This window comes from Alkalicoccus urumqiensis (assembly GCF_002993335.1).
Taxonomy (GTDB): domain Bacteria; phylum Bacillota; class Bacilli; order Bacillales; family Salisediminibacteriaceae; genus Alkalicoccus; species Alkalicoccus urumqiensis.
The window spans coordinates 20,592-42,808 of the sequence record NZ_PVNS01000018.1; the positions used below are offsets into that span (position 1 = coordinate 20,592).

The following is a 22,217-nucleotide window of genomic DNA, read 5'->3' on the forward strand; positions in this document are numbered from 1 at the left end:
ACGAACGGAAGAAGGAATTAGTTGAGCCCGTTCCCTCCGGAACGCGTACGGCTGCAGGTGAAGGCAGGAAGCGCGAACCTATTCAGAAAACCTCTCTTTTCTTTTAAAACCTGGCGGACTCTTCCTGGTTCTTTAACGGCCCGGGGAAGTTGGGAATGCGGACGTTGTTCCAACCCGGGACAATAAATGCTTAACTGCATTGTTCGTGCATGGTGCTGCTGATGCAGGCAGAAAACGGTCCGTCATTTCAAAAACGGTTTTTGTCTTTATTATAGGACATGGGGATGTCTTTTTTTCTTTCCATTTCATGATATGATAGAGAAAACAGCCGGAAGAATCGGTCAGGCAGGTGAGAAGTATGGGAAAAATTGTGGCTATTGCAAATCAAAAAGGCGGTGTCGGCAAAACGACGACAGCCGTCAACCTGAGCGCCAGTCTGGTTCAGGAGGGCAAAAAGGTGCTGCTGGTGGATATCGATCCCCAGGGAAATACAACGAGCGGGATCGGCATCAATAAAGGGGATGTGGACGAGTGTATCTATAACGTACTGGTGGAAAGCCGGGATGCAGAAGAACTCATTCTGCCGACGCCGATGGAGGGGCTCTCCATTCTTCCATCCACTATTCAGCTTGCAGGTGCTGAGATTGAACTGGTATCGACGATTTCCAGGGAAATCCGGCTGAAGCAGGCGCTCGATCCGCTCCGGGATACATATGATTACATGATCATAGACTGCCCGCCGTCCCTTGGCCTTCTGACGCTGAATTCTCTTTCTGCGGCGGACTCCGTGCTGATTCCGGTTCAGTGTGAGTACTACGCGATGGAAGGGCTCAGCCAGCTTTTAAATACGGTCCGGCTCGTCCAGAAACACTTGAACCACGACCTTTATATCGAAGGCGTGCTGTTAACGATGCTCGATGCGCGGACGAACCTCGGCATTCAGGTGATCGATGAAGTGAAAAAATACTTTAAGGAAAAAGTGTTTGAAACCATTATCCCGCGGAATGTGCGTCTTGGAGAGGCGCCGAGCCACGGTGAATCGGTCGTCACCTATGACCCGCGCTCCCGCGGCGCCCAGGTGTATGCAGACTTAGCAAAGGAAGTGATTTCCCATGGCTAAAGGACTCGGACGAGGTATCAATGCCTTTTTCCCGGATGCCGATGATACAGCGGAGGACCGGATTGAAGAAGTAGCAGTAAAAGATCTGCGCCCAAATCCATACCAGCCGCGGAAAATATTTGATGACGAAGCAATTCAGGAACTGGCGGTTTCCATTCAGAAGCAGGGGCTCATTCAGCCGATCACGGTCCGGCCTTCTGTCAAAGGCTATGAAATTGTCGTCGGCGAGCGCCGCTTCCGGGCGGCCAGGGAAGCTGGATTAAAGCGGATTCCGGCTGTCATCAAAGAACTCAATGACGATGAAATGATGGAGCTTGCACTGATTGAGAACCTGCAGCGCGAAGATCTGAACGTACTGGAAGAAGCACGGGCCTATCAGAAGCTGATGGAGCATCTGCAGCTGAACCAGACGGAGCTCGCTGCGCGTCTTGGAAAAAGCCGTCCGCACATTGCCAACTACCTCCGTCTATTAAAACTGCCGGAGCTCGTACAGGACTACGTGAACGCCGGGACGATTTCCTCCGGGCACGCCCGTGCGCTTCTCGGATTGAAAAACGAGCGGGAGCTTAGCGGGCTGCTGCAACGGATCGTAAAAGAAGAGATGAGCGTCCGGCGTCTCGAGGAGCTGATTCAGCGGCTGAACGACGGTGTTTCACGTGAAACGAAAAAAGAGAAAAGCGTCCCTGCCGCCATCCGGCGCCGGGAATCCCGGCTGAAATCCTATCTTGGCACGAACGTCCATATCCGTACCGGAAAGAAAAAGGGACGCATTGAAATCGATTATGCGGATGAGAGTGAATTGGAGCGCCTGCTGGAAATGCTGGTGCACGAAGAAGAGTAACGTACTGCAGGCTTTCCGGAAGCGGCAATTTCCGGAAGGCCTTTGTTATGGAAAGGTGGGGGAGTATGGTTTTATTCGGTACGATCGTCAACGGCCTGGCGATCGTCTTCGGGGCGCTGATCGGAACGAAACTGACGCGGTTTTCACGAAGCATGCAGGAGACCGTGATGAAAGCGATCGGACTGGCAGTGCTCGTGCTCGGTTTCACGATGGCAGTGGAAGGGGAAGAGTTCCTGCTCGTCATTTTCAGCCTGGCGCTCGGTGCTATTCTGGGGGAACGCTGGAATCTGGAAGGAAAATTAAACGGCGTCGGCAGCTGGCTTGAACGTCGGTTTAAAAAGGAAGGCGACGAAGGCGGGAGCTCCATTGCGGAAGGGTTTATTGCAGCCACGCTTCTCTATGTCGTGGGAGCCATGGCCATCATCGGGGCGCTCGACAGCGGCTTCAGGCAGGATCATTCGGTGCTTCTGACGAAGTCGGTGCTCGATGGCTTCACGTCGGTGATCTTTGCAGCAACGCTCGGCATCGGCGTCATGCTCTCGGCGGTTCCGGTCGTTGTATATCAGGGATCGATTGCGCTCGCCGCTGTCTGGATCGTCCGATTTCTTCCGGAAGAACAGCTTGATATGATTATCAGTGAAATTACCGCTGTCGGCGGGATCATGATTATCGGGATCGGCCTGAACCTTCTCGGCCTGCCGAAAATCCGGATTGCAAACCTGCTGCCGGCGATTCTGCTCGTTATCCTCTTCGTTCTCGTACAGCAGCAGTTTTTCTAATATACTTCGTTACTTTATCAGGAGGGATTTGTCATGTCATTTGAACGCGGCGATATCGTGGAAATGAAAAAACCGCATCCATGCGGGACGAACAGCTGGAAAATTGTGCGCATGGGCATGGATATCCGCATCAAATGCACCGGCTGCGGACACAGCATCATGATGCCGAGAAAAGAATTTGAAAAAAAGATGAAGCGCATCCTGGAGCGGGCCGAGCCGGAAAGCTGAAGGACTTCCGGTCCGGGCTCCGGAAGTCCGCACAGAAACCGGGCGTTTGCGTTTTCCTCCGGGACTCCCTATAATTGACGAGGATGCCCGTACGTATGATTTTTGACAAGATAATTTTATGGAACGAATAAAGGAGAATGAACATGGCGTTAACAACTGGAATCGTCGGACTGCCGAACGTCGGCAAGTCCACGCTATTTAATGCAATTACACAGGCAGGAGCGGAGTCAGCGAACTACCCGTTCTGCACGATCGACCCGAACGTCGGTATCGTTGAAGTGCCCGATGCACGTCTGCAGACACTGACAGAGATGGTCGATCCGGAGAAAACGGTACCGACCGCATTTGAATTCACCGATATTGCCGGTATCGTCGAAGGGGCGAGCAAAGGCGAAGGCCTCGGCAATAAATTCCTCTCCCATATCCGCGAAGTGGATGCGATCTCGCATGTCGTCCGCTGCTTTCAGGATGAAAACGTGACGCACGTTTCCGGAAGCGTGGATCCGATCCGGGACATTCAGGTGATCAACCTGGAACTGATTCTCGCGGATCTGGAAACCGTGGAAAAGCGGATCGGCAAAGTGGAAAAACTGGCGAAATCGAAGGACAAAGAGGCGATCGCTGAGCTTGCTGTCCTTCAGAAGTTACAGGCGGCATTTGAAGATGAAATGCCTGCCCGGAGCGTCGATTTCACAAAGGAAGAGAAAAAAATCGTGAAAGGCTTCCAGCTGCTGACGGAAAAGCCGGTGCTGTATGCGGCAAACGTCAGTGAGGAAGAAATTCTCGATGCTGACAGCAACCCTTATGTGCAGAAGGTGAAGGAATTCGCCGAAGCAGAAAATTCGGAAGTGATCGTCGTCTGCGCGAAGATCGAATCCGAGCTTGCGGAGCTGGAGGGGGAAGAGAAGCAGGAATTCCTCGACGACCTCGGCATTGAAGAGCCGGGTCTGGATCAGCTTATCCGTGCAGCCTACCAGCTCCTCGGCCTCGACACGTACTTTACGGCCGGAAAACAGGAAGTCCGCGCCTGGACGATCCGCCGCGGCACGAAAGCGCCACAGGCTGCAGGCGTCATCCACACCGATTTCGAGCGCGGTTTCATCCGGGCAGAAGTCGTGTCCTACGAGGATCTGACCGGAGCAGGCAGCATGAACAAAGCAAAAGAAGCCGGAAACGTCCGTCTGGAAGGCAAAGAATACGTCGTCCAGGACGGAGATGTCGTCCACTTCCGCTTCAACGTATAATATAACGAACAGGCAGGAGCAGCCATGCTTCTGTCTTTTTTTCTGCCGGCGGCAGGAAACTGCGGGCCGGAGAGCGCCCGCCTCTGCTTTTTTGCGGGTTACGGTCTGAGTGAGAGGGGCCGTGGCCGGTGGATGGAACGGACGTTTTTTTGAGGAAGCGGACGTTTTCATGAAGAAATGAACGTTCCGGCATGGGAAGTGATACCTTTTTCACGAAGCGGACGCGGCACCCGCTGCTATGGACGTCCGGATGCCGGTTACGAACGTTTTCTGATCCTTTATGATACACTCCCCGCCAGAAGCGGACGTTTTTCCTGCAGGCAGAGAACGGTCCGCCTTCGGGCGAGCATCTTGCAGGACAGTCTGTCTGGTTTCGTGGCATACTGTCCGTCAGGAGGGGACGAGAATGAAGCTTGGAATACTGGATCAGGTGGTGCTTCCGGAAGGGAAAACGCACGCACAGGTCCTGACGCATACCGAAGAGATGATCCGGCAGGCGGAGACACTTGGATATGAGCGCTACTGGTTTGCCGAGCACCACAGCACGAACGGCATGATGAGCGCGGCGCCGGAACTGTGGATCGCAAGGTGGGCAGCAGCAGCCCCGTCGATGATGTTCGGCAGCGGCGGCATTCTGCTGCCGCAGTACAGTCCGCTGAAAGTAGCGGAACAGTTTTCCACGCTGGAGACGATGTTTCCCGGCCGCGTCGAGCTCGGCGTCGGCCGCTCGCCCGGCGGAACGGAACGGACGCGGGAAGCGCTTGCCGGCGGGGCGTCGGCGATGGATGATTTCCTCCGGCAGGTCGGGGAACTGAAGGGATTTCTTCAGGATACGCTGCCAAAGAACCACCGGCACCGCATTGTAAAAACGACGCCGAGACACGCGCCGGCGCCTCCGCTCTGGATTCTCGGCCTTTCTCCGGGAAGCGCAGAAACCGCTGCAGCCGCAGGAGCAGGGCTCGTCTTCGGTCATTTCATCAGCCCGGATAAATGGGAGGAAACACTCCGGTCGTACCGGGAGCAGGCCGGAGAGAAAGCAAGGGTCCGTACATGCGTCTTTGTCGTCTGTGCCGAAACAGAGGAGACAGCCGAGGCACTTCTTAAAACGCAGGACGCCTGGATGCAGCAGTACCGGAGAGGATCGACCATTATTCCTTCTCCGGAAACCGCCCGCCGCATGCTTGACGATCCGGAGACAAAACGTGCAGCGGAAAACGAACGCCGGCGGACCGTTTACGGAACGCCTTCCCAGGTGCTTGACCAGCTGGAGGAACTCGCCCGCCGCTATGAGAGCGACGATTTCCTCCTCATTACGAACATTCACGACCTGGATGCCCGGCTTACGTCCTACCGGCTCCTAATGGCCGAGAAGGAAAAACGTGCGGCCGTGTCCGTTGGCTGAAAAATAGATGATGGAAAAGGCATTGCACCTGTGTGCTCCTTCTGATATAATGATTACTTGCGAGCAAATAGAACTCGCTCCTTGCTCTCTTACAAGAAGAGGGCCTAAGTCCAAAAGGAGGTGACTGAACATGCGCAATTACGAAATTATGTACATTGTCCGCCCGGACCTGGAAGAAGCACAGACAAAAGAAACAGTTGAACGCTTCAACAAGATCCTGTCGGATAACGGCGCAGAGGTCGTAGAGACTGATGAAAAAGGGAAAAAGCGTCTCGCTTACGAGATCGACGATTACCCTGAAGGTTATTATGTCATTCTTCAAGTAAAGGCTGAAAAGCCGGCACTTGACGAGTTTAACCGTCTTAGCTCTATCAACGACAACATCCTGCGTTCGATGATTGTACGCGAGGATGACTAATACGAATATGCTTGACCGACATCAACTTCCAGGGAGGAATTCGGATGATTAACCGCGTTGTTCTAGTTGGACGCCTGACAAAAGATCCGGAGCTCCGCTATACGGCGAACGGGATTGCAGTAGCATCGTTCACACTTGCTGTGAACCGTCCGTTCTCCAACCAGCAGGGCAATCGGGAAGCAGACTTCATCAACATTGTTGTATGGAGAAAGCAGGCCGAAAACGTCGCCAACTACCTGAAAAAAGGAAGCATGGCCGGCGTCGACGGACGGATTCAGACACGCAGCTTTGATAACCAGGAAGGCAAGCGTGTGTTCATGACCGAAGTAGTCGCGGACAGCGTACAGTTTCTGGAACCACGCGGCTCCTCCCAGGGAGGCCAGGGCGCTCCATCATCCGGATATCAGAATGACCAGCAGTACGGAGGCGCACCGGCCGGCGGCCAGAGCGGCTACGGCGGTCAGGGCGGTTCCGGACAGCAGGGCTCGGGTGCACCGGCAAATGACGATCCATTTGCAGGAGAAGGCAAGCCGATTGATATTGACGATGATGATCTGCCGTTCTAAATAGAAACGAATTCAAGTAAAAAGGAGGTATTTCCATGGCACGTCGAGGACGACCACGTCGCCGTAAAGTATGTTACTTCACGGTGAACAAGATCACGAAAATTGATTATAAGGACACGGAGCTTCTGAAGAAATTCATTTCCGAGCGCGGAAAGATTCTTCCACGCCGTGTAACAGGCACGTCTGCCAAGTACCAGCGTATGCTGACCCGCGCGGTTAAGCGCTCTCGTACAATGGCACTTCTTCCATTCGTGGAAGAGTAAAACGATAGAAAGACGGGGAAAGCGCACAGCGTTTTTCCCGTTTTTTTGTTTCCCAAAGGCCTGCATGGTAAAATGGAGAATACGACCGTGCCCTCCGGAAAAATCATTCCGGAAAGACAGATGGGCGGGTTCTTTTTCTGTTAAAACGAAATGCAGGCTTATATTGTAAAGAAGGTGGCTCGCTGTATGGATCAGCAATCGTTATTCCGCAGCGGTATTCTTGCATCGTTTCTTTTTGCCGGACTGACGCTTGCAGCACTTCTGCTGCCGCTGATCGGATTTCTTCTGATGCTGGTACTGCCGCTGCCTTTTGTTGTATTTACATATCACTATGGCTGGCGGGCCGGAGCGGTGGCGGGATTGTTCAGCTTGATGCTTCTCGTTATTCTGATCGCACCGCTTGCGCCCTCCATGTTCGTCATTTTCGGCGTGACGGGGATCATTATGGGAGAACTGTTCCGGCAGAAGACGCCGGCGTTCGGTGTGTTTGCCGGTACGGTGCTCACCGTGACCGCCGGCGTAGTGTTTTCCTACGTTGCTTTTATGGCGTTTACCTCCACCGATCCCATCGCAGCGTTTCAGACAGCGATGGAGGAATCGATGGATCAGACCGAAACGCTGATCGGAATTGATGCGGAAGAGGAAGTGGGTGCCGTTGAGGATGTAATGGCCTTTATCGACGGACTGCAGGTGATCGCGCCGATGCTTCTTGTCGCAGTAAGTGCGGTGACCGCCTTCCTGCTGCAGGTAACCGCGCAGGCCTGGATGCGCCGGCGGAGCCTGGAGGCACCCTCGTTTCCGCCGCTCCGGGAATGGAGCCTGCCGCGGGTGTTTATCTGGTACTACCTGGCGGCAATCATTCTCTCGTTTATTAACCAGAGTGAAGGTGCAGAAGGCATGCTTCATACGGTGGCGGCAAACGTCACCCCGGTGATGGAATTTCTGATGGTGCTGCAGGGATTGTCGTTTTTGTTCTTTTTCTTCCACTGGAAGCAGATGAACATTCTCCTGCCCATTCTAATTTCTCTGTCGCTTCTCATTTTTCCATTTATGCTCCCGATCGTCCGTATTTTAGGTATAATTGACTTAGGCTTTGATTTGCGAATGCGGCTGACGTCGCAGAGGTAGGAGTTGTGTGAAATGCCAAAATTCCTTATGAAACGCTGGCACGGCTATCATGTCACACTGCTTTATGCAGTAGCGGCTGTCTTCATCGGAATTTTAACAGTATATGACTGGCGCGCCGGGCTTGCCGGGTGGGTGACGCTTGCAGGATCCGCTGCGTTTGTCATCCGTGCCCGTATTCAATTTGAACGCGAGCTCTCGGACTACATCTCCACGCTGACGTACCGCGTCAATAAAGCAGGAGAGAAAGCGGTCACCAAAATGCCGGTCGGTATGCTTTTGTATAACGAAGACCGGCAGATCCAGTGGATGAATCCATTCATGCAGGAAATCGGCAGCAAAGACTATACGAACGCGTCACTCGACGCCGTTTCCGACGAGCTGCTTGAATCGGTGAATGAAGAAAAACATACGTTTTTTCTGGAGCTGGAAGAGGAAAACTACCGTGTCGTCCATGAACCGGACGAACGGCTGCTGTATTTTCTCAATGCAACGAAAGAGCAGCAGTTTAAAGAAAAGTTTGAGCAGGAAAAGACGGTGCTCGGTTTCATCTACCTGGATAATTACGATGAGGTGACCCAGGGCATGGACGATCAGGTGAGAAGCAAACTTCTCTCCCACGTGACAGATGCGCTGAATCAGTGGTCCAGAGAGCACGATGTATTTATCCGCCGGACCTCATCCGACCGGTTCGTCGCCGTGTTTAACGAAGGCACGCTCGCCGATCTGGAAGCGAACCGCTTTACACTGCTCGATGAAGTACGTGAAAATACCCATGAGGAAAAAATAGCGCTGACGCTGAGTATCGGTATCGGCAGCGGGGAATCCTCGCTCCGTGAGCTCGGGGCGCTTGCCCAGTCGAGTCTCGATCTGGCGCTCGGCCGCGGCGGGGACCAGGTGGCGATTAAAGAAAAGAACGGAAAAGTCCGCTTTTATGGCGGAAAATCCAATGCAACAGAAAAGCGGACCCGCGTCCGTGCCCGGGTTATTTCCCACGCGATGCGCGACTTTGTCAAAGAGAGCAGCAAAGTGTATATCATGGGCCACAAAAACCCGGATATGGATTCTGTCGGAGCGGCGATCGGTATTTTGAAAATTGCCCAGGCGAATAAGAAAGAAGGGTATATCGTCATCGATCCGGACGATGTGAATCAGAGTGTGAAAAAGCTCCTGCACGAAGTCGAGCAGGACCGGGAACTGTGGGCCCGGTTCATTACAACGGATGAGGCGCGCGAGGAAATTACCGACGACACGCTTCTCGTCATCGTCGATACGCACAAGCCGAAGCTGGTGCAGGAGCCGAAGCTGCTCGATAAAGTCGAGCGGACGATCGTGATCGACCACCACCGCCGGAGTGAAGACTTCATCAACGACGCGGTGCTCGTCTACATGGAGCCGTATGCATCGTCGACAGCGGAACTTGTTACAGAGCTTCTGGAGTATCAGCCGAGAAACCCGCAGATTAATACGCTCGAAGCAACGGCGCTTCTCGCCGGCATCATTGTCGATACGAAAAGTTTCGCCATCCGGACCGGTTCCAGAACGTTCGATGCCGCTGCCTACCTGCGGAGCAGAGGGGCGGATACGACGCTCGTGCAGAAGCTGTTAAAAGAAGATCTGGATCATTACGTCAAACGTTCGAAGCTGATTGAGCAGGCCCATATTTATTCGGGCGGTGTCGCTATTGCACGCGGCTACTCGGATGAAACATACGGGCAGGTCCTGATCGCCCAGGCAGCGGATACGCTTCTGACGATGAACGATGTCGTCGCCTCATTTGTTATCTCCAAGATTGAAGACGGCCGGCTGAGTATCAGCGCCCGCTCACTTGGAGAGGTCAACGTTCAGGTCATTATGGAGAAAATGAACGGCGGCGGCCACCTGACGAATGCGGCGACGCAGCTCGAGGACATGACCGAAGAAGAAGCAGAAGCGCTTCTCAAAGAAAAAATCGATGACTATTTTAAAGGAGGACAATCATCATGAAAGTTATCTTCCTAAAAGATGTAAAAGGAAAAGGCAAGCGCGGGGAAACGAAAGAGGTACCGGACGGATACGCCCGCAACTACCTGCTGAAAAACGAACTGGCGATGGAAGCAAATAAAGGCAACATGAAATCCATGCAGAAAAAGCAGGAAAGCGAAGAGCGTCAGGCGCAGGAAGAACTGGAGGAAGCGGAAAAGCTGAAACAGGAGCTGGCAGAAAAAACCGTGGAACTCTCTGCAAAAGCAGGAGACGGCGGCCGTCTGTTCGGCGCCGTAACAAACAAGCAGATTGCCGAACAGCTGAAGAAAGACGGCTACAAAATCGATAAGCGTAAAATTGAAATGAACGAGCCGATCCGCGCGCTCGGTTATACGAACGTTCAGGTGAAACTGCACCCGAAAGTGACCGGCACCGTAAAAGTACACGTGAAAGAAGCCTGATCAACCAGGCTGAAGGAGGAATATCCGGATGAGCGAGATGTACGAAGACCGGACCCCCCCGCAGAATATTGAAGCAGAGCAGGCCGTGCTCGGTGCCGTCTTTCTGGAGGCGGAAGCACTGAACAAAGCCGTCGAGCGGCTGATGCCCGAGGATTTCTACCGGACGGGGCACAGCCGTATTTTTTCCGTCATGGTGGAACTCTCCGAGAAAGGGGAGCCCGTCGATCTTGTAACGATGATCGATGAACTCCACCGGAAAAACTGGCTGGAGGAAATCGGCGGTGTCGCCTATCTGGGGGAGCTGGCCAACGCCGTTCCGACGGCAGCCAACGTGCAGTATTATGCACAAATCGTCGAGGAAAAATCACTGCTCCGCCGTCTGATCCGTGTCGCGACTAATATTGCATCGGAAAGCTACTCGGCGGAGGAAGAAATTGATGCCATCTTAAATGAGGCGGAAAAATCGATTCTCGAAGTATCGAGAAAACAGAATTCCGGCGAATTTGTAAACATTAAAGACGTCCTCGTGGAAGCCTTTGATAAAATCGAGCTTCTTCAGCATACCGCCGGAGAAGTAACCGGAATTCCGACCGGCTTTAACGAGCTCGACCGGATCACAGCCGGTTTCCAGCGGAGCGATCTCGTCATCGTTGCCGCGCGTCCATCGGTTGGTAAGACCGCCTTTGCGCTGAATATTTCACAGAACGTGGCAACGAAAACGGACGAAAACGTCGCGATTTTCAGTCTCGAAATGGGCGCGGATCAGCTCGTCATGCGTATGCTCTGTGCCGAAGGAAACATTGACGCCCAGAGACTCCGTACCGGGGCGCTGGAAGAAGAGGACTGGCAGCGGCTGACGATGGCGATGGGAAGCCTGGCAAAAGCGGGCATTTACATTGACGACACACCGGGCATTAAAGTAAAAGAAGTCCGTTCGAAGTGCCGGAAGCTGAAACAGGAATCGGGTCTTGGTATGATCATGATCGACTACCTGCAGCTGATTCAGGGCGACGCCCGTTCCAGTGAAGGCCGCCAGCAGGAAGTGTCCGAGATCTCAAGGGAGCTGAAAGGGCTGGCCCGGGAGCTTGAAGTGCCGGTCATCGCCCTCTCCCAGCTTTCCCGCGGCGTGGAATCACGTCAGGACAAACGCCCGATGATGTCGGATATTCGTGAATCCGGAAGTATCGAGCAGGACGCGGATATCGTCGCCTTTTTGTACCGGGACGACTACTACGATCAGGAATCCGAGAAAAAAGACATTATCGAAATCATCATCGCCAAGCAGCGGAACGGCCCGGTCGGCACCGTCGAGCTGGCGTTCGTGAAAGAACATAATAAATTCGTCAATCTGGAGCGCCGCTTTGACGAGGGGGACATTCCTCCCGGCGCCTGACATGCCACGCACAGAAGATCTGCCCGCAGATGTTCTGTGCTTTTTTTCTGCCGCATTGTCAAAACGATGTTAAAATAACGAACGATAGTTGTTTTCTGCCTTTTAATGTTCGGTAATTGTGTTGACGCTGGAAGTGGAAACTGATAAACTGACGTTGGTTCGCATAAAGAACGAATAAACGCACACAGTGGAGGTGCTTCATCGATGCCATCAGTAGTAGTGGTAGGAACCCAGTGGGGTGATGAAGGTAAAGGTAAAATTACCGACTATCTGTCGGAAAAAGCAGAAATGATTGCCCGGTACCAGGGCGGAAACAACGCAGGACATACGATTATTTTCAATGATACGAAATACAAACTGCACTTAATTCCATCCGGAATTTTTTATAAAGACAAAACATGCGTCATCGGAAACGGCATGGTAATCGACCCGAAAGCACTCGTCGAAGAGCTCGCCTACCTGCACGAGCGGAATGTGGATACGAGCAACCTCCGCATCAGCAACCGGGCGCACGTCATTCTTCCCTACCATCTGAAACTGGATATCTGTGAGGAAGAAAGCAAAGGTTCCAACAAAATCGGAACGACGCGTAAAGGCATCGGCCCGGCGTATATGGATAAAGCGGCCCGTACCGGCATCCGCATCGCTGATCTTCTGGACCGCGAAACGTTCCAGGAGAAGCTGGAAGTCAATCTCCGTGAGAAAAACCGCGTATTTGAGCGGATTTATGAAACGGAAGGATTTCAGATTGAGGATATTCTCGATGAATACTATGAATACGGCCAGCAGGTTGCAAAATACGTGGCCGATACATCCGTCATTTTAAACGATGGCCTGGACGACGGCCGCCGCGTGCTGTTTGAAGGAGCGCAGGGTGTCATGCTTGATATCGACCAGGGTACCTATCCGTTCGTGACCTCCTCCAACCCGATTGCAGGTGGTGTAACGATCGGCTCCGGTGTCGGCCCATCCAAAATCGATCACGTCGTCGGTGTATCCAAAGCGTACACGACGCGTGTCGGCGACGGACCATTTCCAACCGAGCTGAATAACGAAATCGGCGATCAGATCCGGGAAGTCGGGAAAGAGTACGGAACGACCACCGGCCGTCCGCGCCGTGTCGGCTGGTTTGACAGTGTCGTTGTCCGCCATGCACGCCGTGTGAGCGGGATTACCGATCTGTCGCTGAACTCGATCGATGTGTTAACCGGCATTCCGACATTAAAAATCTGTGTCGCCTACAAGTACCGCGGCGAGATCATGGAGGAATTCCCGGCAAGTCTTAAGGTGCTGGCAGAATGTGAGCCGGTCTATGAAGAGATGCCGGGCTGGGAGGAAGACATTACCGACGTCCACTCCCTGCATGACCTGCCGAGAAATGCGCTCTACTATGTCGAGCGTATCTCGCAGCTGACTGGTATCCCGCTGTCCATCTTCTCCGTAGGACCGGACCGCAAACAGACAAACCTCGTCCGCGGCGTTTTCGCGTAAGCTGCGGAGGCAGGGAATCATAGAAGCAGCGGAACTTTATAAAAAGCTGTGGCAGAACTCCTGCCGCAGCTTTTTTATATAGATAGAAACCCGTATGTTCGCTGCAGCAGACGAAGCAGAAAGCCGCTGAGGATTACAGGGGCCGGTGGATGGGGGGGAGCGTCGACGGCAGTGGACGTTTTTCGGAGGTAGTGAACCTTTTGGGTAAAGTACGGACGTTTTGGATGAAGAAGTGGTACATTTTTTGAGAAGTGGACGCCGGCACCTGTGCTGCGGACGCCGGCACCTGTTTTACGAACGTTCTGCAGAGAGTTACGATACACTTCCCCACTGGAAGTGAACCTTTTTCGAGTGGCCTTCTGACAGCGTCTGCGGCTCCGCTAGAAACTGCCGGCAGAACAGCGCAGCTCCCCTACCGCCGAAAAAACAGCTTGGTTTTCCCGAGAAATGCTGATACAATCAGTAAGGCTGGCGCGGCGCCCGGCAGGCACCGCATAAATTTCTGGAAAAAACGCAAAAAAAGTTATTGCAGAATTATTTCCAGCATGCTATTATAATATATGTCGCTGAGGCGATAGCATGGCCCGTTGGTCAAGTGGTTAAGACACCGCCCTTTCACGGCGGTAACACGGGTTCGAATCCCGTACGGGTCACCATTTCTTTTTTCAGCAGCTGTTGACACCAGCGTGAAAAAAGAGTAGAATTAAATCTGTTGCGGTTCTCAAACGAACCCACATTCTTATTGCCGCGGGGTGGAGCAGTCTGGTAGCTCGTTGGGCTCATAACCCAAAGGTCGATGGTTCAAATCCATCCCCCGCAACCAATTTACATAAATAAACACGTAAGTGGTCCAGTGGTGTAGCGGTTAACATGCCTGCCTGTCACGCAGGAGATCGCGGGTTCGATTCCCGTCTGGACCGCCATTTTTTTGTTTTCAGAGGGCTCGGTAGCTCAGTCGGTAGAGCAACGGACTGAAAATCCGTGTGTCGGCGGTTCGATTCCGTCCCGAGCCACCACTGATGTACACACGAGCATTTATAACGATAGAAAATTCCTATCCACCACTGCGGTCGGATAGTTTTTTTGTATGAAGAAAAGCAATTGGTGCTCTGCCATAAGCCGGGACCGGGCTGTAATACAGTGGAAATATGTTCCCCGGCATTAGTATGCTAAAATGGGGAAAGAAGTCGAGTGTACAGGAGGAACGACCACATGGATAAGGAAAAGATTCTCGTAGTAGACGATGAGAAACCAATTGCCGATATTTTAAAGTTTGGACTGGAAAAAGAAGGATTTGACGTGGTCTGTGCGTATGATGGGAATGAAGCAGTGGAGCTCGTAAAAGAACACGTACCGAGTCTTATTCTGCTTGATATCATGCTGCCGTATAAAGACGGAATGGAAGTATGCCGGGAAGTACGGAAAACGTACGACATGCCGATTATTATGCTGACAGCAAAGGATTCGGAGATCGATAAAGTGCTCGGTCTGGAACTCGGCGCGGATGACTACGTCACCAAGCCGTTCAGTACGCGGGAACTCGTCGCGCGGGTGAAAGCGAACCTGCGCCGTAATCAAAAGTCGGATGAAAGCGGATCCGAGAACAAAAATATTGAGATCGGCCCGCTTCTCATCCAGCCGGACGCCTATCTGGTGACAAAACGCGGAGATCCGATTGAGCTGACCCACCGGGAATTCGAACTCATTCATTACCTCGCGCGCCACACCGGCCAGGTCATGACGCGTGAACACTTGCTGCAGGCCGTATGGGGATACGACTACTTCGGCGATGTCCGCACGGTCGATGTAACCGTACGCCGGCTGCGTGAAAAAGTGGAGGACAACCCGAGCAGTCCGACGTGGATCGTAACACGACGCGGCGTCGGCTATTACCTGAGGCAGGCAGAGCAGGAGAGTTAATGCATGAAAAAACTTCGCTTTTATAAATCGATCCACGTCAAAATCGTGGCGATTTATGTACTGCTCATTCTTATCGCCATGCAGCTGATCGGGGTATACTTTACACAACAGCTGGAAGACCAGCTCGAGGCGAACTTCCGGGAAAACTTAAACGAGCGGGCCGGCCTGCTCGCCTATAATATTTCCCAGGAAATGACCGCCGATATCGAAGATGAACTGGAGGAAGGCCAGGACGTGCAGGAAGTCCGGCAGTCGCGGATTAATGACATCATCCGAAGCGACGTATTCAATCTCGACAACGCCGATGTTGTCGTCGTAGACAGCGACCGGAACATCCTGGCCACAACGAATCCCTCGAGGAGCGGACGGCCCGGCCAGGGGAATTATTCGATGCGTGTCTACCCATCGCTCGTAACCGGAAGTACGGATTACGATGGGGAGATCATGCGCGATCCGGAAAACGACGACCGGGTTCTCGTCATGACGATTCCGATTGAATCCCAGACACAGGAAATCATCGGAGCGATCGACATCCAGGCGTCGATGGAAGGTATTTACGATCAGCTTCAGGAAACGAACCAGATTCTGTTTGCCGGAACGGTTCTTGCGCTCGGGATGACCGCAGCGCTCGGTATCTTTTTATCAAGAACAATCTCCCGGCCGATCGTGGATATGAAAGAACAGGCTGTCATTATGGGGCAGGGGGATTTCTCGCAGTACGTTAAAGTGTACGGGGACGATGAGATCGGCCAGCTTGCCGACACATTTAACGACTTAACCGACAAGCTGCAGGAAGCAAATGCCACGACAGAAGGCGAACGGAGAAAGCTTGCATCCGTTCTGATGCACATGACTGACGGCGTCGTCGCCACGGACCGCGACGGTAAGGTCATTCTCGTCAACCGACGTGCCGAGGAAATTCTCGCCCGCCGGCAGGAAGACATGGTCGGCACGGATCTGACACGTGTGCTGAACCTCGATAAATTCATGAAGCTGGAGGATTTTTACCGCTTCCAGGACCCGCTGCTTCTCGATTTTGATACAGCGGATGAAAAAATGACGATCGAAACGAACTTCTCAACGATCTCCAAAGAGAACGGGGAAGAAAACGGGGTTATCGCTGTGCTGCACGATGTGACAGAGCAGGAGAGGATCGAGGAGGAGCGCCGGGAATTCGTCGCAAACGTCTCCCACGAGCTCCGGACGCCGCTTACCTCCATGAAAAGCTACCTGGAGGCGCTTCAGGACGGGGCGATGCAGGATCCGGATATCGCACCGCAGTTTCTCAGCGTGACCGCGAATGAAACGGACCGCATGATCCGGCTTGTCAACGACCTGCTGCAGCTGTCGAAAATGGACGGCCGGGACGAGCAGATGCAGATGACAGAAGTCGATGCGCCGCAGCTCGTGAATCATATCGTGGACCGGTTTGAAATGTCGACGAAAAACCAGGAGATCCAGTTTAAACGAAAAATCCCGGAGCAGGACATTACTGTTTTCGGCGACCGGGATAAACTGACCCAGCTGATGGACAATATCGTGTCCAACGCCGTGAAGTACTCCCCGGAAGGCGGCACGATCACCGTTACGCTCCGGACAGAGGAGTCGAGGATCGTCGTCAGTGTGAAAGACGAAGGGGTCGGTATTCCAAAAGACAACGTCAACCACGTTTTCGACCGGTTCTACCGTGTCGATAAAGCCCGGTCCCGCAATCTCGGCGGCACCGGTCTCGGGCTTGCCATTGCCCGGGAAATTGCTCTCTCCCACGGAGGAAATATCTGGGTGAGCAGTGAATGGGGCAAAGGAACGACATTTTCCTTCAGCCTCCCTTACACGCAGGAGGCGGTGATGCAGCATGCCGGTGATTGAACATGTGAAAACAGCAGTATTGTGGACAATGGTATTAACGAGTCTCGTCCTTACGTGGTTCGTCTGGACATACCAGCCGGCGTATTCGGAGCTGGATGATCCCGAAGAGGCGTTTACAGAGGTGGAGTCGATCGGCGAAACGAAAGCTTTCTCCGAACTCTTCTACCCTTCTGCGGTGATTTCTCATGAGGAGGAGGCATCGTTTCTGCTGCAGCAGTCGGCAGAGAACTACGTGCAGCTGATGGAGGATCTCCGGGAAGTGGAAATCGAAGCAGTTGAGCAGACAAACGGGCTTACGTCAGAGGATCTGCAGTCATTTAACGGACTGGAAATTCAATTTGACTCGCCGCTTCAGGAGCGCTGGCTTGAACAGATTTTAACGGTACCCGAAGAAGAAGGAGAGCGGGGGGTCCTTCCTTCCATGGAGCAGGCGGACCGCATACTTCTCACGGTGACCGAAGAGGATGATGTCGTCATCCGATTTATCGACCTGGAAGGCGATAACGTGTACGAAGCGGGAACCACCCTCGAAGCAGCGGAGCTGACCGGTTATACGCGGAATGCCGGCATGCAGCGGATTCCGGTGGAAGCGAGAGTGTTTCAGCCGGAGGAGGAGCGCGTGTTCCAGGAGATTCATTATGTTCCGGCCGAACGGGTGGAAGAAGAACTTCTCACCTATAACATTATCGAACTGGAAGCGGACACGTTCGTACAGTCGCTGTTTGCCGACCCGAGTATTGTTCAGGAATACCCGGAAGAAGGCGAACGCTACTTTACGGATGGCAGCCGCTACATGCAGCTGGAAAACGACGACACGACGCTTGAATACGTGCAGCCGGATATTGTAACCGGAAGCCTCGGCGCCAGTGAATCAGTGCTCCGCACGTCCCAGGAATTCGTCAACGGCCACAGCGGCTGGACCGACAGATATTTCATGACTTCCTGGAGCGAATCCGGCTTTAACGACCAGGCTTCCTACTCGCTTCATATGGACGGCTATCCGGTGCTGAGCGCCGATACGAACAACCCGGACCACTATATGATCCAGCTGACCCGGGAAGGCGCCAATATCACAAACTACACCCGTCCGATGTTCCGCATGAGCGAAGAACCGCTCGAGATCGGCACACGGATCGAACTGCCTTCGTTTGCAGAAGTGGAATCCTATATTGAATCGGAGGAACTCTTCGGCCTAGATGTCGTTGAAAACGCCCGGATCGGCTACTACATGCGCGTACAGAACTCCATCGCCGTTTTCGAGCCGTCGTGGTACGTGGAAGTCCGCGGCCAGTGGCAGCGGATCACAATTCCGGACGCGGGAACGGAGGTGGAGAATGGACTGGAGTAGAACGAAAACCATTTTTATTATCACGTTCATGCTGCTCAACATTTTCCTCGGCTATCAGCTGACACTGAAGCAGCAGCACGGCGATCTTCCGGAACTCGCCTCCGTGAATCTGGAATCCCGTCTCAGTGAGGAAATCGACATTAACATCAATAATGAAGAGGTGGAAGAGGAAGGCGGTATGATCAGCGGCGAGTGGCGGGTGTTTGAAGAAGTTTTCTTAAACCAGTCCCTCGAAGAGCAGAACCTGTCGGTGAGCGACGACGGTCTGGAAATCCGCTCCGAGCTGGAATCGCCGTATTCGCTCGTCACCGCCAACATCCAGGCAAGCGCCGATGCCTTTCTGCAGGAATTCGTTTTCCGCGGGGAGGAATATGAAGTGGCTGCCTACGACGAAGAAGAAGGCCGCGTCGGTCTGTATCAGACGTATGAAGGCAGTAAAATCGACGAATACGAGCGGGAGGCATTCCATCTTGAGCTGGAGCTCAATGACAGCGGGGAAATTGTCCAATATACGCAGCGCTATTTAACGATCACCGCCACCGGCGAAGAACAGGAGCTTTTGACACCGCTTGAAGTCATTGATATACTGCTTCAGGAAAATCAGGTTCTCGTCGGCGGGGAGCGCGAAGTATCCGCGGCAGAACTTGGGTATTACAACCTGCTGGAAATTGACACCGACTTTCAAATTTTCGCGCCGGTATGGCGGATCACCGTGGACGATGACACGTACTTCGTCGATGCACTCCGCGGTGAAATACAGACATCGATGAGTAACTAAGCAGGAGGGTACCGCATGACGTTGAAGTGCAGCGTGCTTGCCAGCGGAAGCACCGGCAACGCGATATATGTAGAGACAGCCACGGAGCGGTTTCTGGTGGATGCCGGCCTGTCCGGCAAAAAACTCGAAGCGCTTGCTGCCGATGCGGGCATCCGGCTCGACAGCCTCTCCGGTATTCTCGTGACGCACGAACACAGCGACCACGTGAAAGGGCTCGGCATTCTCGCGAGACGCTACAAGCTCCCGATTTATGCCAATGACCGGACGTGGAAAGCGATGGACTCCATGATCGGCACCGTGGATCCGGCACAGAAATTCCATTTTGAAACCGGCGCCAGAAAAACGTTCGGCAGCCTCGATGTGGAAAGTTTCGCTGTCTCGCACGATGCCGTGGAGCCGATGTTTTTTTCGTTCATGCACGAAGGAAGAAAACTGACCATCTTAACCGACACCGGCTACGTCAGTGACCGGATGATCGGCATGGCCCGTGAAGCGGATACGCTCATTTTCGAGTCGAATCATGACATCAGCATGCTCCGGATGGGCCGCTATCCGTGGAACGTCAAGCGCCGCATTCTCGGCGATGAAGGCCACGTTTCCAATGAAGATGCCGGCATGGCGCTGGCGGAACTTGTGCGCAGCCACAAAGCCGATATTTACCTGGCCCACCTGAGCAAGGACAACAACATGAAGGACCTCGCCAGAATGACCGTCGAACAGACACTTACGGCAGAGGACGTTCATCCCGGGGAACATTTTCGTCTGTTTGATACCGATCCGGAATCCCCGACCGGATTGAAAGAAGTATAGAAAAAAGCTGCAGCGGTATAGGCATCCACCGCTGCAGCTTTTTCTATCTGATGATATCTAAGAACAATGACGCACGAAAATGGACAGAACAGGGAGAAAACAGCCAAAACATGGGTAACTATGAAAGGAATGACGCTCCTGTTTGGAAAATTCTCAAACAGAAGCCCTGACAATAGACGTTCTGCTCACTTCTTCTTACAATAGAATTACAGCCGTTTCGTCCGTCTTCGACAAAGACAGGCGGCAGATAAAAGGGGAGGTTGTTATCGATGGGATACTACGATCAGGACTACACCCGCCGGGAGAAAAAGCAGAATGGCGGGCGTTCCGGTATATACGGATTTATTGGGGCAGTACTTGGCGCCCTTCTCGTTATTTTCTCCATTCCGACGCTGTCGTCCTACGGTTTCCTGCCGTATGAACTGGATATGGGAGAAAACGATCAGGCAGAGGAATCACCGCAGGAAGAAGAGACAGCACCGGAGACAGACAGCATTGAACCGCAGTCGGATAATACAGGAGCACCTTCCGAAGCTGTTGATGTTACCGAAGCGGTCGACCGCGTATCCGACGCTGTCGTCGGCATTGTGAACATGAATCAGAACACCGGCGTTCTCGGCTCACCGGAAGGCGGTGGCGGCGGCGGAGAAGGCACTGGGTCCGGTATCATCTATAAAGTAGAGGAAGACCGCGCTTTCGTTGTCACGAACCAGCATGTCATTAACGGCGCTGCCACCGGGCAGACGGATGTGGACGTCACGCTCGCAGATGGTTCCCGCGTGCCGGCGGAATTCGTCGGCGAAGATGTGCTCACGGATCTCGCCGTACTGACGATCGACGCAGAAAACGTCGATACGACCGCAGATTTCGGCGATTCTGAAGCGCTCCGCGCCGGTCAGACGGCGATTGCTATCGGAAATCCGCTTGCCTTTGAAGGATCGGTTACAGCTGGTATTATCAGCGCCGTAGAGCGGAGTATTCCCGTGGATTTAAACGGCGACGGTCAGCCGGACTGGGAAGCTGAAGTACTGCAGACGGACGCAGCCATCAACCCGGGTAACAGCGGCGGCGCTCTTGTGAACAGCAGCGGGGAAGTCATCGGGATCAACTCGATGAAAATTGCCCAGAGTGCAGTAGAAGGCATCGGTTTCTCCATCCCGACCCAGATTGCACAGCCGGTCATTGAGGATCTGGAGCAGTACGGCGAAGTACAGCGTCCACAGATGGGCATCGTCCTCCGCTCCCTGCAGGAAATTCCGTCCTTCCACTGGGAGAGCACGTTAGGCCTGCCGGAAGATATTAAAGGAGGCGTGTATGTCGAACAGGCACAGCCGGACACTCCGGCCGCGGAAGCAGGACTTCAGGAAGGAGATGTCATCGTCGAGCTCGATGGACAGGAAATTACCGACGCCCACGACCTGCGGAAGTACCTTTACACCGAAGTTAGTATCGGTGATACGATGGAAGTAAGCTATTACCGCGATGGCGAGCTGACGACAACAGAATTAACTCTCGAGGAACAGGTATTTTAACGACCGGCCTTCCGCTTTGAGCGGGAGGCTTTTTTTGACTAATAAGAATGTATAAAATCCAAAGCCTCTTCCAAGCAGGTATGCCAAGGGCTGCAGCATTTCAACGTTTTGCTGCATTTACCGTTTGTTTCTGGTGGTAGAGCTTCTCCGCTACTCGGCAGAAGCTTGCCGTGGGCTTGTCTTCAGCTATTTCTCATGGCTTTCGCCCTGAGAAAGGATCTTCAGACTGCGCTAAATCCCACCGGCGTCTCTGCCGAACGCTTCGAAGCGTAGTAAAATAGAGGTGAAATACAAATGATCCGCAGCGGGATCGATGTCTATAAGGCGAGGATGACCTCGTACAATTCGATTGAATGACAGTATTCACTGTGCAAAAGGGACCGCTTCTATCAAGCGTTTTCTTCCTACCTGCCGAAACCGGAGGCCGTCGACTCCGGGAGGATCCGAACGAGGCGAAAATCCATACCGCGTCAAGCGGCTGAAAGCATGAGCGGAGCCGGCCTTTGGTTTGAGCCGCAGGGCAGCGGTTTTCTGCCATGCGGCGCGGCCGCGCGGAGCCATGCTTCTTCAATCGAAGCATTGTCCAGCTGCAGCGCCCACTCGCTCGAGGTTCCTTCACCCCTGCCGAAGAAAGCAAAGAGCAGCTTTCGTCGGCAGGGCCTCC

The 22,217-nt window shown here is 53.4% G+C and carries 21 protein-coding genes and 4 tRNA genes; 24 read left to right on the forward strand and 1 reads right to left on the reverse strand.

The annotated features are described in order from the left end of the window. Nucleotides 1–358 precede the first annotated feature (358 nt). The 24 genes from C6I21_RS15145 (at nucleotide 359) to C6I21_RS15260 (ending at nucleotide 21,553) form a co-directional block, all read left to right on the forward strand. A complete protein-coding gene (locus tag C6I21_RS15145) occupies nucleotides 359–1,120 on the forward strand; it encodes a ParA family protein (RefSeq protein ID WP_105960331.1) in 762 nt (253 codons plus the stop codon). Further along, a complete protein-coding gene (locus tag C6I21_RS15150; protein WP_105960332.1) occupies nucleotides 1,113–1,961 on the forward strand; it encodes a ParB/RepB/Spo0J family partition protein in 849 nt (282 codons plus the stop codon). The genes C6I21_RS15145 and C6I21_RS15150 overlap by 8 nt, the downstream gene beginning before the upstream one ends. Nucleotides 1,962–2,026: 65 nt before the next feature. Then, nucleotides 2,027–2,740, forward strand: a complete 714-nt coding sequence (locus C6I21_RS15155) for a DUF554 domain-containing protein (RefSeq protein ID WP_105960333.1) — start codon at nucleotides 2,027–2,029, stop codon at nucleotides 2,738–2,740. Between the two features lie 33 nt (nucleotides 2,741–2,773). Further along, nucleotides 2,774–2,968, forward strand: a complete 195-nt coding sequence (locus C6I21_RS15160; protein WP_105960334.1) for a DUF951 domain-containing protein — start codon at nucleotides 2,774–2,776, stop codon at nucleotides 2,966–2,968. A 143-nt stretch (nucleotides 2,969–3,111) separates the two neighbouring features. Then, a complete protein-coding gene (gene ychF, locus C6I21_RS15165; protein WP_105960335.1) occupies nucleotides 3,112–4,212 on the forward strand; it encodes a redox-regulated ATPase YchF in 1,101 nt (366 codons plus the stop codon). Nucleotides 4,213–4,618: 406 nt separating this feature from the next. Continuing rightward, a complete protein-coding gene (locus tag C6I21_RS15170; protein WP_105960336.1) occupies nucleotides 4,619–5,614 on the forward strand; it encodes an MsnO8 family LLM class oxidoreductase in 996 nt (331 codons plus the stop codon). Nucleotides 5,615–5,744: 130 nt separating this feature from the next. Beyond that, nucleotides 5,745–6,032, forward strand: a complete 288-nt coding sequence (rpsF, locus tag C6I21_RS15175) for a 30S ribosomal protein S6 (protein ID WP_105960337.1) — start codon at nucleotides 5,745–5,747, stop codon at nucleotides 6,030–6,032. Between the two features lie 44 nt (nucleotides 6,033–6,076). Beyond that, nucleotides 6,077–6,598, forward strand: a complete 522-nt coding sequence (gene ssb / locus C6I21_RS15180; protein WP_105960338.1) for a single-stranded DNA-binding protein — start codon at nucleotides 6,077–6,079, stop codon at nucleotides 6,596–6,598. Nucleotides 6,599–6,633: 35 nt separating this feature from the next. Next, nucleotides 6,634–6,861, forward strand: a complete 228-nt coding sequence (gene rpsR / locus C6I21_RS15185) for a 30S ribosomal protein S18 (RefSeq protein ID WP_105960339.1) — start codon at nucleotides 6,634–6,636, stop codon at nucleotides 6,859–6,861. 186 nt (nucleotides 6,862–7,047) lie between these two features. Then, on the forward strand, nucleotides 7,048–7,989 hold the full coding sequence (locus tag C6I21_RS15190; protein ID WP_181186278.1) for a YybS family protein: 942 nt from the start codon (nucleotides 7,048–7,050) through the stop codon (nucleotides 7,987–7,989). 12 nt (nucleotides 7,990–8,001) lie between these two features. Beyond that, nucleotides 8,002–9,972 carry a DHH family phosphoesterase gene (locus C6I21_RS15195; RefSeq protein WP_105960341.1) on the forward strand — a complete coding sequence of 657 codons (1,971 nt, stop codon included), beginning with the start codon at nucleotides 8,002–8,004 and terminating at the stop codon, nucleotides 9,970–9,972. Next, nucleotides 9,969–10,412, forward strand: coding sequence for a 50S ribosomal protein L9 (rplI, locus tag C6I21_RS15200; protein WP_105960342.1), 444 nt, complete (start codon nucleotides 9,969–9,971; stop codon nucleotides 10,410–10,412). The genes C6I21_RS15195 and rplI overlap by 4 nt, the downstream gene beginning before the upstream one ends. Before the next feature lie 28 nt (nucleotides 10,413–10,440). After that, a complete protein-coding gene (gene dnaB / locus C6I21_RS15205; RefSeq protein WP_105960343.1) occupies nucleotides 10,441–11,805 on the forward strand; it encodes a replicative DNA helicase in 1,365 nt (454 codons plus the stop codon). A 204-nt stretch (nucleotides 11,806–12,009) separates the two neighbouring features. Next, nucleotides 12,010–13,296 (forward strand): adenylosuccinate synthase, encoded by a 1,287-nt coding sequence (locus tag C6I21_RS15210; protein WP_105960344.1) that lies wholly within the window; start codon nucleotides 12,010–12,012, stop codon nucleotides 13,294–13,296. 581 nt (nucleotides 13,297–13,877) lie between these two features. After that, nucleotides 13,878–13,952: transfer RNA gene (locus C6I21_RS15215), tRNA-Glu, on the forward strand. A 90-nt stretch (nucleotides 13,953–14,042) separates the two neighbouring features. Beyond that, nucleotides 14,043–14,119 (forward strand) — tRNA-Met (locus C6I21_RS15220). Nucleotides 14,120–14,143: 24 nt separating this feature from the next. Continuing rightward, nucleotides 14,144–14,219: transfer RNA gene (locus C6I21_RS15225), tRNA-Asp, on the forward strand. A gap of 17 nt (nucleotides 14,220–14,236) precedes the next feature. After that, nucleotides 14,237–14,312 (forward strand) — tRNA-Phe (locus C6I21_RS15230). Between the two features lie 196 nt (nucleotides 14,313–14,508). After that, complete coding sequence (gene yycF, locus C6I21_RS15235; protein ID WP_105960345.1) at nucleotides 14,509–15,216, forward strand: response regulator YycF; 708 nt, start codon at nucleotides 14,509–14,511, stop codon at nucleotides 15,214–15,216. Nucleotides 15,217–15,219: 3 nt separating this feature from the next. Further along, entirely contained in the window at nucleotides 15,220–17,085 is a 1,866-nt protein-coding gene (gene walK, locus C6I21_RS15240; protein WP_105960346.1) for a cell wall metabolism sensor histidine kinase WalK, read from the forward strand. Continuing rightward, nucleotides 17,072–18,433 carry a YycH family regulatory protein gene (locus tag C6I21_RS15245; RefSeq protein ID WP_105960347.1) on the forward strand — a complete coding sequence of 454 codons (1,362 nt, stop codon included), beginning with the start codon at nucleotides 17,072–17,074 and terminating at the stop codon, nucleotides 18,431–18,433. Before walK ends, C6I21_RS15245 begins: the two co-directional genes overlap by 14 nt. Beyond that, on the forward strand, nucleotides 18,420–19,211 hold the full coding sequence (locus tag C6I21_RS15250; protein WP_181186279.1) for a two-component system regulatory protein YycI: 792 nt from the start codon (nucleotides 18,420–18,422) through the stop codon (nucleotides 19,209–19,211). The genes C6I21_RS15245 and C6I21_RS15250 overlap by 14 nt, the downstream gene beginning before the upstream one ends. A gap of 15 nt (nucleotides 19,212–19,226) precedes the next feature. Beyond that, a complete protein-coding gene (locus C6I21_RS15255) occupies nucleotides 19,227–20,021 on the forward strand; it encodes an MBL fold metallo-hydrolase (protein ID WP_105960349.1) in 795 nt (264 codons plus the stop codon). A 269-nt stretch (nucleotides 20,022–20,290) separates the two neighbouring features. After that, nucleotides 20,291–21,553 carry a S1C family serine protease gene (locus C6I21_RS15260; protein WP_105960350.1) on the forward strand — a complete coding sequence of 421 codons (1,263 nt, stop codon included), beginning with the start codon at nucleotides 20,291–20,293 and terminating at the stop codon, nucleotides 21,551–21,553. Nucleotides 21,554–22,023: 470 nt separating this feature from the next. Here the strand turns inward: C6I21_RS15260 and C6I21_RS16615 are convergent. Beyond that, nucleotides 22,024–22,217 (reverse strand): hypothetical protein (locus tag C6I21_RS16615; RefSeq protein WP_181186280.1); only part of this gene is annotated, 194 nt, incomplete at its 5' end.

What these genes read in the sequence shown, in the direction of transcription:
- dnaB (WP_105960343.1), top strand. Translation starts at nt 10,441, where the DNA reads ATGAGCGAGATGTACGAAGACCGGACCCCCCCGCAGAATATTGAAGCA.
- C6I21_RS15195 (WP_105960341.1), top strand. Translation starts at nt 8,002, where the DNA reads ATGCCAAAATTCCTTATGAAACGCTGGCACGGCTATCATGTCACACTG.
- C6I21_RS15145 (WP_105960331.1), top strand. Translation starts at nt 359, where the DNA reads ATGGGAAAAATTGTGGCTATTGCAAATCAAAAAGGCGGTGTCGGCAAA.
- rpsR (WP_105960339.1), top strand. Translation starts at nt 6,634, where the DNA reads ATGGCACGTCGAGGACGACCACGTCGCCGTAAAGTATGTTACTTCACG.
- C6I21_RS15210 (WP_105960344.1), top strand. Translation starts at nt 12,010, where the DNA reads ATGCCATCAGTAGTAGTGGTAGGAACCCAGTGGGGTGATGAAGGTAAA.
- C6I21_RS15250 (WP_181186279.1), top strand. Translation starts at nt 18,420, where the DNA reads ATGGACTGGAGTAGAACGAAAACCATTTTTATTATCACGTTCATGCTG.
- rplI (WP_105960342.1), top strand. Translation starts at nt 9,969, where the DNA reads ATGAAAGTTATCTTCCTAAAAGATGTAAAAGGAAAAGGCAAGCGCGGG.
- ychF (WP_105960335.1), top strand. Translation starts at nt 3,112, where the DNA reads ATGGCGTTAACAACTGGAATCGTCGGACTGCCGAACGTCGGCAAGTCC.
- ssb (WP_105960338.1), top strand. Translation starts at nt 6,077, where the DNA reads ATGATTAACCGCGTTGTTCTAGTTGGACGCCTGACAAAAGATCCGGAG.
- rpsF (WP_105960337.1), top strand. Translation starts at nt 5,745, where the DNA reads ATGCGCAATTACGAAATTATGTACATTGTCCGCCCGGACCTGGAAGAA.
- C6I21_RS15150 (WP_105960332.1), top strand. Translation starts at nt 1,113, where the DNA reads ATGGCTAAAGGACTCGGACGAGGTATCAATGCCTTTTTCCCGGATGCC.
- C6I21_RS15260 (WP_105960350.1), top strand. Translation starts at nt 20,291, where the DNA reads ATGGGATACTACGATCAGGACTACACCCGCCGGGAGAAAAAGCAGAAT.
- C6I21_RS15170 (WP_105960336.1), top strand. Translation starts at nt 4,619, where the DNA reads ATGAAGCTTGGAATACTGGATCAGGTGGTGCTTCCGGAAGGGAAAACG.
- C6I21_RS15245 (WP_105960347.1), top strand. Translation starts at nt 17,072, where the DNA reads ATGCCGGTGATTGAACATGTGAAAACAGCAGTATTGTGGACAATGGTA.
- C6I21_RS15255 (WP_105960349.1), top strand. Translation starts at nt 19,227, where the DNA reads ATGACGTTGAAGTGCAGCGTGCTTGCCAGCGGAAGCACCGGCAACGCG.
- C6I21_RS15190 (WP_181186278.1), top strand. Translation starts at nt 7,048, where the DNA reads ATGGATCAGCAATCGTTATTCCGCAGCGGTATTCTTGCATCGTTTCTT.
- C6I21_RS15160 (WP_105960334.1), top strand. Translation starts at nt 2,774, where the DNA reads ATGTCATTTGAACGCGGCGATATCGTGGAAATGAAAAAACCGCATCCA.
- C6I21_RS15155 (WP_105960333.1), top strand. Translation starts at nt 2,027, where the DNA reads ATGGTTTTATTCGGTACGATCGTCAACGGCCTGGCGATCGTCTTCGGG.
- yycF (WP_105960345.1), top strand. Translation starts at nt 14,509, where the DNA reads ATGGATAAGGAAAAGATTCTCGTAGTAGACGATGAGAAACCAATTGCC.
- walK (WP_105960346.1), top strand. Translation starts at nt 15,220, where the DNA reads ATGAAAAAACTTCGCTTTTATAAATCGATCCACGTCAAAATCGTGGCG.